This is a genomic window from Nonomuraea sp. NPDC003804, from assembly GCF_040610675.1.
Classification (GTDB): domain Bacteria; phylum Actinomycetota; class Actinomycetes; order Streptosporangiales; family Streptosporangiaceae; genus Nonomuraea.
Map to the genome: position 1 here is coordinate 56,614 of NZ_JBEXMT010000027.1, position 17,907 is coordinate 74,520.

Sequence of the window (17,907 nt, forward strand, 5' to 3'; positions counted from 1 at the left end):
GATGGCTCAGCCGGTACGGCATGGCCGCCGGCTCAGGCGTTCTCCTCCTCCCGCTGCCGCTGGCGGCGGGTGAAGGCCCAGTTGACCAGCCACAGCAGCACGCCGATGCCGAGCAGGACGCCCGCCGTGACGTACACGGTGCCCGGCCGCCCGGTCAGCGGGCTGGCCAGCACGGCCGCCATGACCGCGCCGATCACCGGCAGCGCGGTCGGCGCCCGGTAGTGGGCGTGCTCGACCTGCTCTCTGCGCAGCACCAGCACCGCGACGTTCACCACGGCGAAGACGCACAGCAGCAGGAACGCCGTGGTCTCGCCGAGCCCCGCGATCTCACCGGTGGAGATGAGACCGATGGCCAGCGCGGTGGTGAACAGGATCCCGACGACGGGGGTACGGCGGCGCGGGTCCACCATGCCGAGCCGGGCCGGGATGACCCGCTCGTTGGCCAGGCCGTACACCAGGCGTGAGGCCATCATCATGTTGATCAGCGCCGAGTTGGCCACGGCGAAGATCGCGATCGCGGCGAACAGCTGCGGCGGGAAGCCGAGCCCGCCCGCCTTGACCACCTCGAGCAGCGGCCCGTCCGACTCCTTCAGGACGCTGGCGTCGACCAGCAGCGAGGACGTCAGCGCGACCAGGATGTAGATGGTGCTGGTGATGGCCACGCCCAGGAAGATCGCGCGCGGGAAGTTGCGCGCGGGGTCCTGGGTCTCCTCCGCCATGTTCACCGAGTCCTCGAACCCGACGAAGGCGAAGAAGGCCAGCGCCGTGCTGCCCAGCAGCGCCAGCAGCAGCCCGCCGGAGTCCTCGGCGCTGATCTGCACCAGGCGCGACGGCTCTCCCGCGCCCGTCGCGACCGCGTAGACGCCGATCAGGATGATGATGATGAGGCCGGTCAGCTCGATCAGGGTGAAGACGATGTTGGTCTTGACCGACTCCGACACGCCCCGGTAGTTCAGCGCCGCGACGGCGACGATGAAGATGATGCCCACCACGACCGACGGCAGGGTGACGAACTGCTGCAGGTACCTGCCGCCGATGGCCCGCGCGGCGGCGCTGGCCGAGGTGAGGCCCGAGCACATGACCGCGAAGGCCACCATGAACGTCAGGAACGGCTTTCTGAAGGCGAGCTGGGTGTAGAGGGCGGCGCCCGCCGCTCTGGGGTACTTGGTGACGAGTTCGACGTAGGACATGGCCGTGAACAGCGCGATCACGAAGCCGATGAGGAACGGGATCCACAGCGCTCCGCCGACCCTGCCCGCGACCGTCCCGGTGAGGGCGTAGACGCCCGTGCCGAGGATGTCGCCGACGATGAATAAGACCAGCAGTTTCGGTCCGATGGCGCGCTTGAGAGACACCTGGGCTGGGGGTGTTGTCATGTGGATGCCCTGCCCGGCTCCGGTGATGTTGACACCCGCCAGTAATGTTGATACATCAACAACCATGGAATTCGGCCTCAACATCCCCGCCGACGCTCACCCGGGCGACGACCCCGTGCGCGCCGCCGTGCGCGCCGAGGAGCTCGGCTTCGACTTCGTCTCCACCAGCGACCACCCGTGCGGCGCCGCCCCCAGCTTCGAGACCTGGACGCTGCTGTCGTGGATCGCCGCCTCGACCTCGCGGATCCGCATCGCGACCAGAGTGCTCGGCGTGCCGTACCGGCCGCCGGCGATGGTGGCCAAGATGGCCGAGACGTTCGACCGGCTGTCGGGCGGCCGGCTGATCCTCGGCCTCGGCGGCGGGCACTCCGACGAGGAGTTCCGGGCGTTCGGGCTGCGGGTGCCCACCACCAGGGAGAAGATCGACGGCCTGGAGGAGGCGATCCACATCACCAGGGGGCTGTGGGAGCGGCCCGCCTTCACCTTCGCGGGCAGGCTCTTCCACACCGACGCCGCCGACCTGGAGCCCAAGCCGTCGCGGCGGATCCCGATCTGGCTGGGCACGTTCGGGCCGCGGGCACTGGAGCTGACCGGACGGCTGGCCGACGGGTGGATCCCCTCGCTGGGGTTCGCGCCGCCCGAGCAGGCCGTCGTCATGCGGGAGAAGGTGCTGGCCGCCGCCGAACGGGCCGGACGGCCGGCCCCCACGTGCGCCTACCACGTCGTCGTGCACGTCGGCGAGGATCTCGGGCGGCCCGGCATGGTCTCGGGCCCCGCCGAGGCGGTCGCCGAACGGCTGGCGGGCTTCGCCGCGATGGGGTTCAGCACGCTCAGCCTCGCCCCTACCGGCCCGGGGGATCAGGCCGGACTGCTGGCCGGCGAGGTCATCCCGCTGGTGCGCAAAGCCGTGCGCTGACGGTCCACGGTCACCCGGCCGGCGCGAGAAGCCGCGTCCCGCTCATCCCGCTGGTACGCGAAGCCGTGCGCTTCCGCCGCGCTCACCTGGCCGGCGCGACAAGCCGTGTCCCGCTCATCCCGCTGGTACGCGAAGCCGTGCGCTTCCGCCGCGCTCACCTGGCCGGCGCGACAAGCCGTGTCCCGCTCATCCCGCGGGGGTGGCGAGCCAGGCCGCGATCCCCTGCAGCAGCTCGGCCTTCAGGGCCTCGGGCGCGAAGGAGGCGGCGACGGTGGCCGCGGCCAGCTCGGCGAGCGTCTCGTCGCTGTCGCGGGCGTCGGCGTACTCCCGCAGCAGCGAGGTCTCCCCGTCGGTGTTGAGGGTGACGACCAGGCCGGCCTCGCGCAGGCGGGGCAGCGGGTGCTCGGCGCGCGAGGGCACGATGCCGAGCAGCACGTTCGAGAACGGGCACACCTCCAGCGGCACGCGACGCTCGCGCAGCTCGGCCACCAGGTCGGGGTCCTCGAGCACGCGGATGCCGTGGCCGATCCGCTCGGCGTGACCCACGTCGAGCGCCTCGCGCAGGCTGTCGGGCCCGGCGGTCTCGCCCGCGTGGTGCACCAGGTGCAGCCCCGCCTCCCTGGCCACCTCCAGCACGTCGGCGAAGGGCGCCAGCGGGAAGCTCTCGTCGCCGGCCAGGCCGATGGCGATGACCTCGTCGTGGGCGGTGGCCAGCTTGAGCGTCTGCCACAGGCGTTCCGCGGGGCGCCGCCGGGAGTGGTCGAGGATGAGCCGGCAGGTGATGCCGTGCTCGGCCTCGCCCTCGGCCAGCCCTTCGAGCACGGCCAGCAGCGGCATCTCCAGGTCGCCGAGCCGTTCGCCGTGGGCGGCGGCGGTGAAGGTGACCTCGGCGTAGCGGGTGCCCTGGGCGGCCTCGTCGGCGCAGAACTCGCGGGCGATCCTGCGGAAGTGGTCGGGGGTTCGCAGGGCGCCGCGCACCTGGGCGTTGAAGTCGGCGAACGGCCGGAAACCGGCGAAGACATCCGGGCGCCGCGCCTGGACCCCGAGCTCTCGCAGCGTGGCAGGGCGGACCGTGCTCTCCAGGTGGACGTGCAGATGGGCCTTGGGCAGCAGCGCGATGTCTCTTACCGGGTCTCTTGCTGGGTCTCTTACCGGGTCTCTTGCTGGGTCTCTCACTGGTGTGATCCTACGGAGCCCTCCTCAAGGCGCACACCTGCTTTTCCGGCGGTACGGCGGGACGTCAGCCGACGTAGTCGCGCAACGCCTCGGCGCGAGAGGGGTGGCGCAGCTTGGACATCGTCTTGGCCTCGATCTGCCTGATGCGCTCGCGCGTCACGCCGTACACCTTGCCGATCTCGTCCAGCGTCATCGGACGGCCGTCGGCCAGGCCGTACCGCATCGAGATCACCCCGGCCTCCCGCTCGGACAGGCTGCCGAGGATCTGCAGCAGCTGGCGCCGCATCAGCGTGTAGGAGACCTGCTCGACCGGGCCGGGCGCCTCCGAGTCCTCGATCAGGTCACCGAGCTCGGCGTCGCCCTCCTCCCCGAGCGGGGTGTGCAGGGAGATCGGCTCGCGGGCGTAGCGCTGCGCCTCCACCACCTTGTCGGGCTCCATCTCGACCTCGGCGGCGATCTCCTCCGGCGTCGGCTCGCGGCCGAGGTCGGCCAGCAGCCGCCGCTGCGCGGAGGCCACCTTGTTGATCACCTCGACCATGTGCACGGGGATGCGGATGGTGCGCGACTGGTCGGCCATCGCGCGGGTGATGGCCTGCTTGATCCACCAGGTCGCATAGGTGGAGAACTTGAATCCGAGCGTGTAGTCGAACTTCTCGATGGTGCGGATCAGACCCAGGTTGCCCTCCTGGATCAGGTCGAGGAAGAGCATGCCGCGCCCGGTGTAGCGCTTGGCGATCGAGACGACCAGCCGCAGGTTGGCCTCCAGCATGCGCTGCTTGGCCCACCCGCCGTCCTCGGCGATCCACTCCAGGTCGGCCCGCAGCTCGGCGGGCAGGCCCGGCTCGGTGTCGAGCCGCTCGCGGGCGAACAGGCCGGCCTCGATCCGCTTGGCCAGGTCGATCTCCTGCTCGGCGGTGAGCAGCGGGACCTTGCCGATCTGCTTGAGATAGTCCTTCACGGTGTCGCGGCTGGCTACGGCCTCGGCCGTCAGGGTCGCGGTCATGCGTTCCTTTCCAAACTTAGTATGGACATAAGATTAGGGTCAACCATAGATAGTGTCAACCTAAAATGATGTCGGACCTAAAAATTTGTGAGAGGGTGGTGCCCATGAGCACCGACGCGCTGGGTTTGAGGGAACAGAAGAAGCGAGAGACCAGGCAGGCCATCTCCGACCACGCTACCCGCCTGTTCGTGGAGCGCGGCTTCGAGCGGACCACGATTTCCGACATCGCCGCCGCCGCCAGGGTCGCGAAGATGACGGTCACCAACTACTTCTCCCGCAAGGAGGACATGGCGCTCGACCACCACGAGGAGTTCGTGGCCTCGCTGGCGGCGACGGTCAGGGGGCGGGCGGCCGGGCAGTCGGCGCTGGCGGCGCTGCGCGAGGCGTTCCTGGCGGCGGTCGAGCGGCGCGACCCGGTGATCGGGTTCGCGGGCGAGCCGTTCACCCGCATGATCGCCGACAGCCCCACCCTGGTGGCCCGCCTGCGCGAGCTGCACGAACAGCGGGAGGAGGCGCTGGCGGCCGAGCTGGGCGGCGACCTGGACGCCCGGGTCGCCGCCTCGGCGCTCGCCGGTGTCCACCGGGTGCTGTTCGCCGACCTGACGCGGCGCACGCTGGCGCACGAGGACCCCGACGCCGTCGCCGCCGCGCTGAAGGAGGCGGCCACGACCGCGTTCGGCCTGCTGGAGTCGTCGTTCGGCGGGTACGCCGTACGGGCGGTCTGAACGCCCGCCGCCGGCCGGGGCTTGCGGCGTGCCGACCGGCAGGAGGAGAAAGCTCCAGGTCAGCCGGGGTACCGTCCCATATGTAAGGATCCGGCGCCTCGGGGGTGGTGACTTTGGTGGGACGGTTCCCCCCTTCCGACGCTGTCGACGCCTTCGACGACGGACACGGCCACGACGGCCACGACAGCCACGACGACCACGACCTGATGGCCAGGGGCCTGACCGAGATGCTGGAGACGATCGGCGCCCACACCGGCGCGGTCTACCGTCTGTCTCCCGACGGCCAGGTGCTGGAACTACGGGTGATGCTGGGGCTGCCCCGGGAGTTCGTCCAGCCGTGGGAGCGGGTGAGCCGGTCCGCGCCGGTCCCGGTGGCCGACGCGCTGCGCGAGCGGCGCCTGGTGTGGGTGGGCAGCGCCCGCGACATGGTGCGCTGCTATCCGTCGATCGCCGTGGCCCTCCCCTACGACTACTCCCTGGCCGCCCTCCCGCTGTCGACCTCGGCGGGCGACTGGGGGGCGATGTTCATCGTGTGGTCGGGCTCCTATCCGCCACCACCGGCGCACATGCGCGACCGGCTCACGGCCGCCGCGGACACGCTGGCCCGCCGTCTGGAGACGGTCACCGCCGGCGGCCCCTCCCTGGAACGGGGCACCGGCTCGCTCGACGCGGCGCGCGCCGACCCGGCCGTCGCGCTCGGGGCGATGGTGGCCCGGCTGCCCGAGGGACTGTGCACCCTGGACGTCAACGGCCGCGTCACCTACGTCAGCCCGAAGGGGTCCGCCCTGCTCGGCGAGTCGCCGCTGCGGCTGATCGGCGCCCGGCCCTGGGTCGTGCTGCCGTGGCTGGACGATCCGGTCTACGAGGACCACTACCGCCGGGCGATGATCAGCCAGCGGCCGTCCTCGTTCGTGGCGCTGCGCCCGCCGGACCGGTGGCTGGCCTTCGACCTGTATCCCTCGATCTCCGGCATCACCGCGCGCATCACCCCGGCGCCTGCGGAGGCGCAGGCCGTCCCGGCCGCCACGCAGCCGATCGACGTGGCGCTGCCCGCCCGGGCTGGAGCGATCTACCACATCCTCCATCTGGCGAGCACGCTGACGCAGGCCGCCGGGGTGCAGGACGTGCTGGACCTGGTCGCCGACCAGATCATGCCCGCGTTCGGCGCCCAGGCGGTGGCCCTGCTGACGGCCGAGGACGGACGGGTGCGGGTCGTCGGCCACCGGGGGTTCCCGCCGCACATCATCGAGCAGTACGGCAGGCTGTCCCAGACCGCGCCCACCCCGAGCGTGCGCGCGATGGTCACCGGGGTGCCCAACTTCTTCGAGTCGCACGAGGCGCTGTACCGGGTCTACCCGATGGCCGTCGCGCCGGACGACGGCATGGCCGCCTGGGCGCTCATGCCGCTGATCGCCTCCGGCCGGCCCATCGGCACCTGCGTGCTCGCCTTCAGGGAGCCCCACCGCTTCACCATCGAGGAGCGCGCCGTCCTCACCTCGCTGGGCGGCCTGATCGCCCAGGCGCTGGAGCGTGCCCGGCTGTACGACGCCAAGGTGGAGCTGGCCCACGGCCTGCAGCAGGCCCTGCTGCCGCACGCCCTCCCCCACGTGCCAGGGCTGGCCGCGGCCGCCCGCTACCTGCCCGGCACCGAGGGCATGGACATCGGGGGCGACTTCTACGACGTCATCCGCCTGCCCGGCGACGCCGCCGCGGCCGTCATCGGCGACGTGCAGGGGCACAACGTCACCGCCGCCGCCCTCATGGGCCAGCTCCGCACCGCGGTGCGCGCCTACGCCGCGGCCGGCGCCGATCCGGGCGAGGTCATGACCCGCACCAACCAGTTGCTCACCGACCTCGACCCCGGCCTGTTCGCCAGTTGCGCCTACGTCCATCTCGACCTGCGGCTCCGGGTGGCGCGCCTGGCCCGCGCCGGTCACCCCGAACCTCTCGTCCGGCATCCCGACGGCCGCGTGGAGGTGATCCACGTGCCGGGAGGGCTCCTGCTGGGCGTCGACCACGAGGCGGAGTTCCCGTGCACCGAGATCGCCCTGGAGGCCGGCAGTCTCCTGTCGCTCTACACCGACGGCCTGATCGAGGTGCCGGGGCTCGACCTCGACGACGGCCTGGCCGCTCTCGGCGCCGAGCTCGGGCGTTCCGGCGACCTGCCGCTGACCGAACTGGCCGACATCCTGATGGGCGGCGCGCGCGGCGCCAACCGGCGCAGCGACGACGTCGCGCTGCTCCTGCTGCGCCTCACGGCCGAGCCGGCCTCCTAGCGCGCGACGGCGCCCTCCGCGGTGACCCTGATCTCCGCCTCCGGCCGTCCCGCGAAGGCGAGCATCCGGCCGGCCTCGGCCATGACCTCGGCCATGACCGCGGCGGGCAGCTCGCGGAAGGGCCGGATCTCCAGGCCCTCGCCGGTCAGCCACCACATGCCCGCGACGAACCCGTCGACCAGGATGACGGGGTTGGTGACCGCGCCGACGCACACCACCTTGCGGTGCTCGTCGGTCATCATGCGGGAGCGGTCGTCGTAGGCGAGGACCAGGTTGTCGAACCAGGGCAGGAACCGTACGGGGGCCGGGGCGTCCTCGGGGACCAGCTCGGCCTCGGGCAGGTCGTAGAGGGGGCGGCCGTTCTCGTCGGTGTAGCGGCGCAGCGGCATCCGCTCGACGACCTCGCGCAGCCTGGTCAGCCCCGACCAGACCTGGATGTCCTTCACGCCGGCCGGTCCGAACGCGGCCAGGTACCGCTCGATCATCCGCTCCACCGCGAGCTCGGCGGCCAGGGGGGCGCCGATCCACTCCTCGGCGAGCGTGAACGGCGTGGCGCCGCCCGTGCCCCAGATGCCGTTGGGCGGGGTGTGCACCAGGGGCAGCAGCGCCTGGGCCGACCAGCCGAGGGCCAGCGGCTGCACCTCGGGCCAGCGGGCGGCCAGCAGGTCGCGCAGCTGGGGGCGGGTCAGGGTCCGGCCGGTGAGCAGTTCCCTGGCCAGGGCGGCCAGCTCCTCCAGGTCGACGCCGCCGGTGGCCTTGCCGAAGGCGGCCTGGCGGGTGCGGGAGAGCGTGGCCTGCATGAGCGGGCGCAGCCACAGGTAGTCGGCGGCGGCGGTCAGGTGCTGGGTGCCGCGCAGCAGCGAGCCGCGCACGACCTGCCGGCCGTACAGCAGGCCGGACAGGTCGTCCTGGGTGAAGCCGGCCAGGCGCGACCACAGGCCGAAATAGGGGGCGTCGATCTCCTGTCCCTGCACCGCCACGAGCCGGCGGACCGCCTCGAGCGGCGTCGTCTGCGCGCGGCGCAGCAGGAGCTGGCGGTCGAGGGCGGTCCGGTTGAGTGTCCTGCGCGTCAGCTTCATACCGGTGACGCTAGGGCCTCTTGCGGAAGACTTCGTTCCTCAATTCGGCGAGCGCGTCCCTGAGACTGTCGGTGATCTCCCAGGCGTCGGGGATCATGTCGCGGTCGGTGACCACGCCGATGTTCAGGGCGCCGTCGTAGGAGAAGCAGGTGATGTTGACGCCGCCGCTGACGTCGGTGATCACGGAGACGGGGTAGAAGGTCAGCAGCCTGGCCCCGCACACGTACAGGGGGAACTGCGGCCCCGGCACGTTGGAGATCGTCACGTTGATCGGCGGCGCGGTGTGCCCGACGAGCTGGAAGGCCGAGCGGGCGGCCAGGCCCATGAGGGCGGCGGGCATGGACTCGCTGAACTCCCTCAGCCAGCGCGCCGGGGACAGGGAGAAGCGCTCCTTGATCCGGCCCATCGCCGCCTGGACCTGTTCCAGCCGCGCCACGGGATCCTCGACATGGACGGCCAGCGGCGCGGTCATGATCGTCACCTGGTTGCCCGGGCCGCGCTCGTGCAGCGAGAACGGCACGCCCGCCACCAGCGGCCGGTCGGGCACCCCGCCGTGCGCGGCCAGCCACGCGCGCAGCCCGCCGGCGCACACCGCCATCACCACGTCGTTGACCGTCACGCCGAACGCCTTGCGCACCTCCTTGATCTCCTCCAGCGGCAGCGACACGAACGCGACGCGCCGGTGCGCGGAGATCGGGCCGCTGAACGGGGTGCGCGGCGCGGGCAGGGCGGGCAGGGCCGGCGCGTCTCCGGTGCCCGCGAGCGTGCGGGCCAGGCCCGAGACCAGTTCCACGCCGGGCACCTTCGACACGACGGGGATCTCGTCCAGGTGCGGCACCGCCCGGGCGGCGAACTTCACCGCCTGCGCGGGGTTGGCGGCCAGCCTGGTCAGCGCCCTGCCGACCATCTCGAGGGGGCTCGGCGCCGGCTCGTCAGGCTCGGGCTCGACCTCGGGCGGCGGCGCCGGGACGGGGGTGAGGTCGAGCAGGACGGCCAGCACGTCCGCGCCGCCGACGCCGTCGACCGCCGCGTGATGGATCTTGGTGTAGAGGCCCGTACGGCCGCCGGCCAGGCCGTGGATCAGGTAGATCTCCCACAGCGGGCGGTTGCGGTCGAGCCTGCGGGCGTGCAGGCGGGAGACCTGCTCGGCCAGCTGCCTGTCGTCACCCGGCGGGGGCAGCCCGATCTCCCTGACGTGGTAGTCGAGGTCGAGGTCGTCCTCGTGCACCCAGTAGGGGTGGTCGAGACCGAACGGCACCGGCACCAGCTTGCGCCGCATCGCCGCCACGTGCGGGAGCCGCTGCGTGAGCAGGTCCTGCAGGTCGCGTCTGAGGAGGGGACCGTCGAGGACGGCCAGTCCCGCGATGTTGGCCACATTCGTGGCGGTCTCGAAGTTGAGGAACTGCGCGTCGAGAGCGGACAGTTGCGCCATACCAGGAAATTTACCGAGAATCGGCATTGCTGCAGAGACCATGACAAGCACTGCCGCCAGGTTGCTGGTCCGGGCGCTGGAGGCGGAGGGCGTGCGGTACGTCTTCGGCATCCCGGGTGAGGAAAACATCCATTTCGTCGACGCGTTGAACGATTCTTCGATCCGCTACGTCCTGGTCCGCCACGAGCAGGGCGCTGCCTTCATGGCGGAGATCTACGGCAGGCTGACGGGCAAGGCCGGGGTCGCCTCGGCGACGCTCGGCCCCGGTGCGATCAACCTCCAGCTGGGCGTCGCCGACGCCACCACCAACAGCACTCCCGTGGTCGCCGTGTCCGCGCAGGTGGGCCTGGACCGCATCTACAAGGAGTCGCACCAGATCGTGGACCTGGTGTCGCTGTTCAGGCCGATCACCAAGTGGTCGGAGCTGGTGCCGACCGCCGCCGCCGTTCCCGAGATGGTGCGCAAGGCGTTCAAGACCGCGCAGACCGAGCGGCCCGGAGCGGTGTATCTGGCGATCCCCGAGGACGTGGAGAAGGCGGAGGTCCCCGACGGGGTCGGGCCGCTGCCGGTGAACGTGGTGCGCCCGGTGGACCCGTCGGCCGCGCAGATCGCCCGTGCCGCCGACCTGCTGGCCACGGCCGCCCGCCCGGTGATCCTGGCCGGCCACGGCGCCACCAGGGCCGGCGCCCGCGACGCGCTCGTCCGCTTCTCCGAACGGCTCGGCCTGCCGGTGGCGACCACCTTCAACGGCAAGGGCGTCTTCCCCGACGATCACCGGCACGCGCTGGGGGCGTTCGGCTTCATGCGCCACGACCACGTGAACTTCGCCTTCGACGAGGCCGACGTGCTGATCAGCGTGGGCTACGAGCTCCAGGAGTTCGACCCGGTGAAGATCAACCCCGACCGGTCGAAGAAGATCATCCACATGCACCAGTTCCCCGCCGAGGTCGACGACCACTACCCGGTCGCGGTCGGCATCCAGGGCGACATCTCCAGGTCGCTGCACGCCCTCGGCGAGGCGGTGCACCGCCGCTTCACGCCCAGCCCGACGGTGGAGAAGGTGCGCCGGCTGGTCAGGGAGGAGTTCGAGCAGGGGCGACACGAGGACGGCTTCCCGCTCACGCCGCGCCGGATCGTCGCCGACATCCGGCAGGCGATGGGACGCGACGACATCGTGCTGGCCGACACGGGCGCGGTGAAGATGTGGATGTCGCGCATGTACCCCACCTACGAGCCCAACACGATGCTGGTCTCCAACGGGCTGTCGTCCATGGGGTTCGCGGTGCCCGGCGCGATCGCGGCCAAGCTCGCCTTCCCCTCGCGCAGGGTGCTGGCCGCCACGGGTGACGGCGCGTTCCTGATGAACTCCCAGGAGCTGGAGACCGCCGTGCGCGAGCGCGTGCCGATCACGGTGCTCATCTGGGAGGACGACGCCTACGGGCTCATCGACTGGAAGATGGGCCTCGAGCTGGGCCGCAGCTCCAACATCGCCTTCGGCAACCCCGACTTCGTGAAGTACGCCGAGAGCTTCGGGGCCAGGGGCTACCGGGTGCGCTCGGCCGCCGAACTGCTGCCGACGCTGCGCGAGGCGCTGGACGGCGACGGCGTGTCGGTGATCGCCGTCCCCGTCGACTACTCGGCCAACCTGGCGCTCACCGAGTCGCTCGCGGGCCTGGGGGTGACGCCCCCGGCCGGCGACGCGTGAGCCCGCGCGAGCGCGCCCTCCGGGAACCGCACCCTCTAAGATCGGGCCGATGGACGCGCCCGCCGTAGTCACCGATGGCCCGCGGCCGCCCGCCCCTGCCGTACGGCCGGCGGGCGACCCCTACCACGTCTACCTCGACTCCCTGGCCAGCGCCGAGTCGAGGAGGACGATGCGGGGCTGCCTCGACCGCATCGCGCGGGTGCTGACGGGCGACGAGGCGGTGACGGGCGCCGGGATGCCGTGGCACCTGCTGCGCTACGAGCACACCGTGCGGATCAGGACCGTGCTCACCGAGCAGGGCTGGTCGCCCGCCTACGTCAACAAGCACCTGGTGGCGCTGCGGCGGGTGCTGAAGGAGGCCTGGCGGCTCGGGCAGACCAGCGCCGAGGACTACGCCAGGGCCGCCGACCTGGCTCCCGTCACGCACACGCGGCTGCCCGCCGGCCAGCACGTGCCGCCGGAGGTGGTGGGGGCGGCGCTGGCGGCCTGCGACGACGCGCCCGCCGGGCGGCGCGACGCCGCGCTCATCGCCGCCCTGTACTCCACCGGCTGCCGGCGGGCCGAGATCGCCGGGCTCACGCTGGCCGACTACGAGCCGGCCGCCCGCTCGCTGCGGGTGCGCGGCAAGCGCGACAAGGAGCGGCTGGTCTACCTGACGGGCGACGCGATCGGCCTGCTGGAGCGGTGGCTGGCCGTACGCGGGCGGGCGGCGGGGGCGCTGTTCTGCCCGATCAGCCGGTCAGGACGGCTGCGGACGCGGGACGAGCGGCCGGTCGCGCTGACCGGGCAGGGCATCGCCGACATCCTGGCGCGGCGGCTCGGCGAGGCGGGAGCCGGCAGGCGGACCGCGCACGACTTCCGCAGGACGTTCATCGGCGAGCTGCTCGACGCGGGGGTGGACCTGGCCACCGCGCAGGCGCTGGTGGGCCACTCCTCCCCCGCCACCACCGCGCGCTACGACCGGCGGCCCGAGAACACCCGCCGCGAGGCCGTCGACCGGCTCCGGCTGCCGCAGGCCCGCCCCCTCCCCTGACGGTGGCGCGCCGCCTTCGAGCTCCCTGGCCGCCGCGCCGCGCCTGGCCGCGGGGATCTCACAGGCCGCGCACGGCGGCGATGGTGAAGGGCCGCTGCGGCGTCCCCTCGCCGAGCGGACCGCCCTTGTCGAACTGGGAGCGGACCACGTAGAGCGTTCCCCTGCTGCGCACCAGCGTGGTCGGGAACTGCAGCGCGTCGTCGGTCACCCGCCGCTCCAGACGGGCGGACGTGCCGTCGGCGGCGACGTGCCACCGGCTGACGGTGCAGGTGACGTTGTGGGCCACCCACAGCGTGCCGTTCCGCAGGTCCAGCCCGTCGGCGTACCTCATGTCCCCCCCGTTCAGGGCGGCCCTGCCGATCGCGCCCGAGGCGAGATCGAGGCGGTAGAGGTGGCCTCCGGCCATGTCAGCGGTCAGCAGGAAGCGCCCGGAGGGGTCGGCGACGATGCCGTTGAGCGTGTAGGCGCCCGGCTCGTGCGGTGCCAGCGCGTCCTTGAGGTCGAAGCGGGGCTCGAGCTTCCCCGGCCTGTCGTCGGCCGCGGCCAGCTGGGCGGGCGTGACGCGATAGACCACCGCGCGGACGCTGTCGGTGAGATAGGCGGTGCCGTCGGGGGCGATCGCGACGTCGTTGACGAAGCGGGGCTCGCGCCCCTCGACCGTGAAGGCGGCCAGCAGGCGGCGGCTGCGGGTGTCGTAGACGGACACGCCCGTCGTGGAGTCGGTCACCCACAGGCGGCCGAGGCGGTCCACCTTCAGCCCGTTGGCGGTGTCGCGCCCGTCCGCCCCCGCCGGCAGGAAGATCGTGGCGGTGCGCCGGCCTGGCGTCATCTTGAAGATCGTGCCGTCGGTGTACGAGCCGGCGTAGAGGTCTCCGGTGCGAGGGTCGGCGGCGATTCCCTCGGGGTAGACCCGCTCGCCGGGCAGCTCGTAGGCGGGGGAGATCCGCGCGTGCGCCGCGGCGTGGGCGGGTACGGCGGCGCCGGCCGTACCGGCCTGCGCGGGGGCCGCGCAGGTCAGGAGGGCGAGGGCCGCGGCCGCGACGGCCTGACGGAAGGGGGGCATGCGACTGCTCCTCAGATTGATAGGTCTCTATCGTTTGGATGAATACACACGATAATTAGAGTTCTAATGCTCGTCAACAGGCGAATACACAGGGCCGCTACCATGCGGAGATGACCTCGATGCCGGTTCCCGAGCGCCTCGGCAGCCATCTCAAGCGCGCCGAACAGGCGCTCATCGCGGCCAAGCACGCCGCGCTCAAGGGGGCCGGCCTGACGGTGCCGCAGTACGCGGCGCTGCTTCACCTGTCCGACAACCCCGGCATCTCCGCCGCGGCGCTGGCACGGGCCTGCGCGGTCACCGCGCCCACCATGAACACCGTGCTCAGGAACCTCCAGGACAACGGCCTCATCGAGCGCACCCCGCACGCGTGGCACAAGAACATCCTGGAGACCCGGCTCACCGAGAAGGGCGAGAGGGTGCTGGCCGAGGCCGACCCCCGCGCCGTGCGGGTCGAGCGCGAACTGGCCGCCGCGTTCAGCGAGGAGGAGCGGCAGACGCTCATCGCCCTGCTCGGCCGGTGCATCGACCACCTGCGGTCGCACGGGTGAGATCCCAGGGCGGAAGCCGCCGCCGCCGCTGAACGCGCCGAGCAGGGCAGGCCGCCCGGAGCCGAACCGGGCCGTCTTACAGATCAACAGCGCAGATGCGCTTATGCACCGCAGATATACCCTCAGTGTATAGTCGGCGGCCATGAGCGTCCCTCTTGCGCTGCTCGGTCTCCTTGAGCGGGAGCCGAGCCACGGATACGACCTGAAACACGACTACGACACCTACTTCGGCAGGGGCAAGCCGCTGCCGTTCGGCCAGGTGTACTCCACGCTCGCCCGCCTGGCCCGGGACGGCAAGGTCACCGCCGGGCAGAGCGAGCCGGGCGACGGACCGGACCGCAAGCGCTACGCCATCACCCCGATCGGCAGGAGCGAGGTCGAGTCGTGGCTGGCCGAGCCGGTCGCGGCTGAGCCGTACCTGCAGACCGTGCTGTTCACCAAGGTCGTGCTGGCGCTGATGCTGGGCCGCGACGCGGCGGGTTACCTGGATGCCCAGCGCGCGGCTCACCTGCGACGCATGCGGGAGCTGACCGAGATCAGGCGCGAAGGCGCGCTGATCGACGTGCTTCTCGCCGACCACGCCCTGTTCCGTCTGGAGGCCGACCTGCGGTGGATCGATGTCACCCAGGCCCGGCTGGGGGCGCTGGCGGAGACGGTGCGCGGCCGATGATCGTCAACGCACTGCTGCGGGCCGAGAAGGTCAGCCGCTCCTACGGCAACACGGCCGCGCTGGTGGAGGCCGACCTTTCGGTGACCGCGAGCGAGGTCGTGGCCATCATGGGGCCCAGCGGTTCCGGCAAGTCGACGCTGCTGCACCTACTCGCCGGGATCTTCACACCGGACAGCGGCGAGGTGTGGTTCGACGGGCGGCGGCTCGACACGCTGGACGACAGCCGCCGCAGCGAGCTGCGACGCACCGCCTTCGGTTTCGTCTTCCAGTTCGGTCAGCTCGTGCCCGAGCTGACCGTGGCCGACAACGTGGCGCTGCCGCTGCTGCTCGGCCGTACAAGACGCAAGGACGCCTACGCGCGGGCCGTCTCCTGGCTGGAGCGGCTGGAGCTGGCGGACCTGGGCGGCCGGCGCACCGGGGAGCTGTCGGGCGGGCAGACACAGCGGGTGGCCATCGCCAGGGCGCTGGTGACGCGGCCGAGGGTCGTCTTCGCCGACGAGCCGACCGGTGCGCTCGACTCGCTCACCGGCGAGCACGTGATGGACCTGCTGGTGGGCCTGGCCCGCGAGGAGGGCACCACCGTGATCGTGGTGACGCACGACGTCCGGGTCGCCGCCTGCGCCGACCGGGAGATCATCGTGCGCGACGGCAGGGTGACCGACCCGTACGCCGGCGGGGTCGTCCGATGATCCTCCTGGGCCTGCGGCTGTCGCTGCGCAGCGGCAGGGAGACGGCGGCCCGGCTGGCGCTGATCGTGGCAGGGGTGGCGGTCGGCGTGGCCGTGCTGCTGGCCACGCTGTCGCTCTTCAACGCCTTCCAGGCCACCAACGACCGCCCCTGCTGGGAGTGCACGCGCGGCACGCCGCCCAGCGGCTGGGTCCTGGACGCCACCGCCGACGGCGCGCTGTGGAACCTCCGCGAGGACTACTACGCGGGCCAGACGATCAAGAGGCTGGACGCGGCGGCGCTCGGCGCCCGGGCGCCGGTCATCCCCGGGCTGTTCCGCATGCCCCGCCCCGGCCAGTACTACGCCTCGCCCGCGCTGGCCAGGCTGATGGACTCGGCGCCGCGCGAGCAGCTCGCCGGCCGCTTCCCCGGCACGCGGGCGGGCCTGATCGGCCAGGCCGGGCTGTCCGGGCCCGACGAACTGGCCATCGTGGTGGGGCGGACGCCGCAGCAGGTCGCCGCCATGACCGGCACCCGGCAGGTCGACGCGGTCGCCACCGACCCCGCGGCCGATGGGAGCGCGGACGTCTACCGGTTCGGGTTCGGTATCGCCGCGATCGGGCTGATCGTCCCGCTGCTGGTGCTGGTGGGCACCGCCACCCGGCTTGCCGCCGCCCGCCGCGAGACCCGCTTCGCGGCGATCAGGCTGGTCGGCGCGACCTCCCGGCAGGTCAACGTCCTCGCCGCGGTCGACGCCGCGGTGGGCGCGCTGCTCGGCGCACTGGCCGGCGTCGCGCTCTTCCATCTGGTACGGCCGGCCGTGGCCGGCGTGCGGATCACCGGTTCGCGCTTCTTCCCCGAGACGGCCGTCCCGAGCCCCTGGCAGTACGTGACCGTGCTGGCCTGCGTGCCGCTCGTCGCGGCCGGCGCCGCTCTGTGGTCGCTGCGCCGGGTGCGGATCTCGCCGCTCGGTGTGGCAAGGAAAGCCGCCCCGCCACCGCCGCGGGCCTGGCGGGTGGTCCCGCTGCTGGCCGGCCTGGGGCTCTTCGCGGGCCCGGCGTTCACGAACGGCAAACCCAATGCCCTGTGGGCCGACGCCGGGATCGCGCTCATCATGGTCGGGCTGGTGCTGGCCGGGCCGTGGCTGACGATGCTGGCCGCGCGCCTGACGGCCCGGCTGACCCGCGGCGCGGCGACGCTGCTGGCCGCGCAGCGTCTGGCCGCCGACCCGAAGGCCGCGTTCAGGTCGGTCAGCGGGCTGGTGCTGGCGGTGTTCATCGGGACGACGATCGCGGCCCTGGTACCGGCGGTGGTCGCGGGCCAGCAGGCCGTGGCAGGCGGCGCGCTCAACAACGTCCTGGGCGCCTCGCTCTCCCGGCCGGGCGTCCCCGGCCTGCCCTCACGGGCGTCGGCGGACCTGCTCGCCCGGCTGCGCGCCCATCCCGGCGCGGACGTGCTGCCGATCTACGCCAGGGCGGACCTGGGGACCATCCGCCCGCCGTTGGACGGCCCGCCACCCGCGACATCCGTCGTCGAGTGCTCGAGCCTGGCACGCTTCCCCATGCTCGGTCGCTGCCCCGCGGGTGCGCAGGCCGTGATGGGCAACTTCGCCCGCATCGTCGGCGCCGACAACCCCCTCACCGTCGACAAGCTCCTTCCGCTGGCGGGGCCGGCCAGCGAGTCCGCCTCCGCAGCCGGGCTCGAACTGGAGGCTGTCATGATCGGCACGGGCGACGCGGCGACGCTGGAGCGGCTGCGCACCCTGCTGGCGGACTACACCGCCGAGGCGCCGATGACCTTCGCCGAGATCGCCCAGGCCAGAGCGGACCTGTACATCCGAGCGGAAAACGTGGCCCTGGTCATGGTCGCCCTCACCCTGGTCGCCGGCGGCTGCAGCCTCGTGGTGGCGGTCGGCGGCGGCCTGGTGGAGCGCAGGCAGCCGTTCACCCTGCTGCGGCTGGCCGGCACGCCCACGCGCACCCTGGCCACGGTGGTGCTGCTGGAGTCGGCGGTGCCGCTCGTGCTGGCCGCCGTGCTCGCCGCCGGAGCCGGTTTCGGCGTGGCCGAACCGGTCATCGACCAACTCGCGATGAAGGGCGCGTCCCTGGCGATGCCCGGGCCGGTCTACTTCGCGGCCGTCGGCGGCGGCCTGGCCGCGTCCCTCCTGGTGATCCTCACGGCCATCCCGCTGCTCAGGCGCATGACCGCGCCCGACAACGCGCGTTTCGAATAGGAGTCC

At 72.4% G+C, this 17,907-nt stretch carries 14 protein-coding genes and 1 pseudogene; 9 read left to right on the forward strand and 6 right to left on the reverse strand.

Annotation, left to right across the window (positions count from 1 at the left end; genetic code table 11):
- Positions 1 to 32: 32 nt before the first annotated feature.
- Positions 33 to 1,376 (reverse strand): APC family permease, encoded by a 1,344-nt coding sequence (locus ABZX22_RS31865; protein WP_354916120.1) that lies wholly within the window; start codon positions 1,374 to 1,376, stop codon positions 33 to 35.
- A gap of 64 nt (positions 1,377 to 1,440) precedes the next feature.
- On the opposite strand from ABZX22_RS31865, the gene ABZX22_RS31870 reads away from it, so the two are divergent.
- Entirely contained in the window at positions 1,441 to 2,292 is an 852-nt protein-coding gene (locus tag ABZX22_RS31870; RefSeq protein WP_354916123.1) for an LLM class flavin-dependent oxidoreductase, read from the forward strand.
- Positions 2,293 to 2,478: 186 nt separating this feature from the next.
- Here ABZX22_RS31870 and add read toward each other — a convergent pair whose 3' ends face one another.
- Positions 2,479 to 3,468 (reverse strand): adenosine deaminase, encoded by a 990-nt coding sequence (add, locus tag ABZX22_RS31875; protein WP_354916126.1) that lies wholly within the window; start codon positions 3,466 to 3,468, stop codon positions 2,479 to 2,481.
- Positions 3,469 to 3,532: 64 nt separating this feature from the next.
- Positions 3,533 to 4,465, reverse strand: a pseudogene (locus tag ABZX22_RS31880) (RNA polymerase sigma factor); the annotation flags it as partial.
- A 110-nt stretch (positions 4,466 to 4,575) separates the two neighbouring features.
- Here ABZX22_RS31880 and ABZX22_RS31885 point away from each other — a divergent pair.
- A complete protein-coding gene (locus tag ABZX22_RS31885; protein WP_354916129.1) occupies positions 4,576 to 5,196 on the forward strand; it encodes a TetR/AcrR family transcriptional regulator in 621 nt (206 codons plus the stop codon).
- 116 nt (positions 5,197 to 5,312) lie between these two features.
- On the forward strand, positions 5,313 to 7,472 hold the full coding sequence (locus tag ABZX22_RS31890) for a SpoIIE family protein phosphatase (protein WP_354916132.1): 2,160 nt from the start codon (positions 5,313 to 5,315) through the stop codon (positions 7,470 to 7,472).
- Here ABZX22_RS31890 and ABZX22_RS31895 read toward each other — a convergent pair.
- Positions 7,469 to 8,551 (reverse strand): winged helix DNA-binding domain-containing protein, encoded by a 1,083-nt coding sequence (locus ABZX22_RS31895; protein WP_354916135.1) that lies wholly within the window; start codon positions 8,549 to 8,551, stop codon positions 7,469 to 7,471. The two genes, ABZX22_RS31890 and ABZX22_RS31895, sit on opposite strands and share 4 nt — an antisense overlap.
- Positions 8,552 to 8,561: 10 nt before the next feature.
- Positions 8,562 to 9,983, reverse strand: coding sequence for a wax ester/triacylglycerol synthase family O-acyltransferase (locus tag ABZX22_RS31900; protein WP_354916137.1), 1,422 nt, complete (start codon positions 9,981 to 9,983; stop codon positions 8,562 to 8,564).
- 40 nt (positions 9,984 to 10,023) lie between these two features.
- Between ABZX22_RS31900 and ABZX22_RS31905 the strand changes: the two genes are divergently transcribed.
- Positions 10,024 to 11,688, forward strand: coding sequence for an acetolactate synthase large subunit (locus ABZX22_RS31905; protein WP_354916140.1), 1,665 nt, complete (start codon positions 10,024 to 10,026; stop codon positions 11,686 to 11,688).
- A 49-nt stretch (positions 11,689 to 11,737) separates the two neighbouring features.
- Positions 11,738 to 12,721 (forward strand): tyrosine-type recombinase/integrase, encoded by a 984-nt coding sequence (locus tag ABZX22_RS31910; RefSeq protein ID WP_354916143.1) that lies wholly within the window; start codon positions 11,738 to 11,740, stop codon positions 12,719 to 12,721.
- A 58-nt stretch (positions 12,722 to 12,779) separates the two neighbouring features.
- On the opposite strand, the gene ABZX22_RS31915 is transcribed toward ABZX22_RS31910, so the two are convergent.
- Positions 12,780 to 13,784, reverse strand: a complete 1,005-nt coding sequence (locus ABZX22_RS31915) for an SMP-30/gluconolactonase/LRE family protein (RefSeq protein ID WP_354916145.1) — start codon at positions 13,782 to 13,784, stop codon at positions 12,780 to 12,782.
- Positions 13,785 to 13,894: 110 nt separating this feature from the next.
- Between ABZX22_RS31915 and ABZX22_RS31920 the strand changes: the two genes are divergently transcribed.
- From ABZX22_RS31920 to ABZX22_RS31935, 4 genes are all read left to right on the forward strand, one after another.
- Positions 13,895 to 14,332: a MarR family transcriptional regulator gene (locus tag ABZX22_RS31920; protein ID WP_354916148.1), complete on the forward strand. Its 438-nt coding sequence runs from the start codon at positions 13,895 to 13,897 to the stop codon at positions 14,330 to 14,332.
- A 142-nt stretch (positions 14,333 to 14,474) separates the two neighbouring features.
- Positions 14,475 to 15,002 carry a PadR family transcriptional regulator gene (locus tag ABZX22_RS31925; RefSeq protein WP_354916151.1) on the forward strand — a complete coding sequence of 176 codons (528 nt, stop codon included), beginning with the start codon at positions 14,475 to 14,477 and terminating at the stop codon, positions 15,000 to 15,002.
- Complete coding sequence (locus ABZX22_RS31930; protein WP_354916154.1) at positions 14,999 to 15,691, forward strand: ABC transporter ATP-binding protein; 693 nt, start codon at positions 14,999 to 15,001, stop codon at positions 15,689 to 15,691. The genes ABZX22_RS31925 and ABZX22_RS31930 overlap by 4 nt, the downstream gene beginning before the upstream one ends.
- Positions 15,688 to 17,901, forward strand: coding sequence for an FtsX-like permease family protein (locus tag ABZX22_RS31935; protein ID WP_354916157.1), 2,214 nt, complete (start codon positions 15,688 to 15,690; stop codon positions 17,899 to 17,901). Before ABZX22_RS31930 ends, ABZX22_RS31935 begins: the two co-directional genes overlap by 4 nt.
- The last annotated feature ends 6 nt before the right edge of the window (positions 17,902 to 17,907 follow it).

Coding starts and splice junctions, on each gene's coding strand:
- ABZX22_RS31865 (WP_354916120.1), bottom strand. CDS start 1,376: ATGACAACACCCCCAGCCCAGGTGTCTCTCAAGCGCGCCATCGGACCG.
- ABZX22_RS31870 (WP_354916123.1), top strand. CDS start 1,441: ATGGAATTCGGCCTCAACATCCCCGCCGACGCTCACCCGGGCGACGAC.
- ABZX22_RS31885 (WP_354916129.1), top strand. CDS start 4,576: ATGAGCACCGACGCGCTGGGTTTGAGGGAACAGAAGAAGCGAGAGACC.
- ABZX22_RS31895 (WP_354916135.1), bottom strand. CDS start 8,551: ATGAAGCTGACGCGCAGGACACTCAACCGGACCGCCCTCGACCGCCAG.
- ABZX22_RS31900 (WP_354916137.1), bottom strand. CDS start 9,983: ATGGCGCAACTGTCCGCTCTCGACGCGCAGTTCCTCAACTTCGAGACC.
- ABZX22_RS31905 (WP_354916140.1), top strand. CDS start 10,024: ATGACAAGCACTGCCGCCAGGTTGCTGGTCCGGGCGCTGGAGGCGGAG.
- ABZX22_RS31910 (WP_354916143.1), top strand. CDS start 11,738: ATGGACGCGCCCGCCGTAGTCACCGATGGCCCGCGGCCGCCCGCCCCT.
- ABZX22_RS31915 (WP_354916145.1), bottom strand. CDS start 13,784: ATGCCCCCCTTCCGTCAGGCCGTCGCGGCCGCGGCCCTCGCCCTCCTG.
- ABZX22_RS31920 (WP_354916148.1), top strand. CDS start 13,895: ATGACCTCGATGCCGGTTCCCGAGCGCCTCGGCAGCCATCTCAAGCGC.
- ABZX22_RS31925 (WP_354916151.1), top strand. CDS start 14,475: ATGAGCGTCCCTCTTGCGCTGCTCGGTCTCCTTGAGCGGGAGCCGAGC.
- ABZX22_RS31930 (WP_354916154.1), top strand. CDS start 14,999: ATGATCGTCAACGCACTGCTGCGGGCCGAGAAGGTCAGCCGCTCCTAC.
- ABZX22_RS31935 (WP_354916157.1), top strand. CDS start 15,688: ATGATCCTCCTGGGCCTGCGGCTGTCGCTGCGCAGCGGCAGGGAGACG.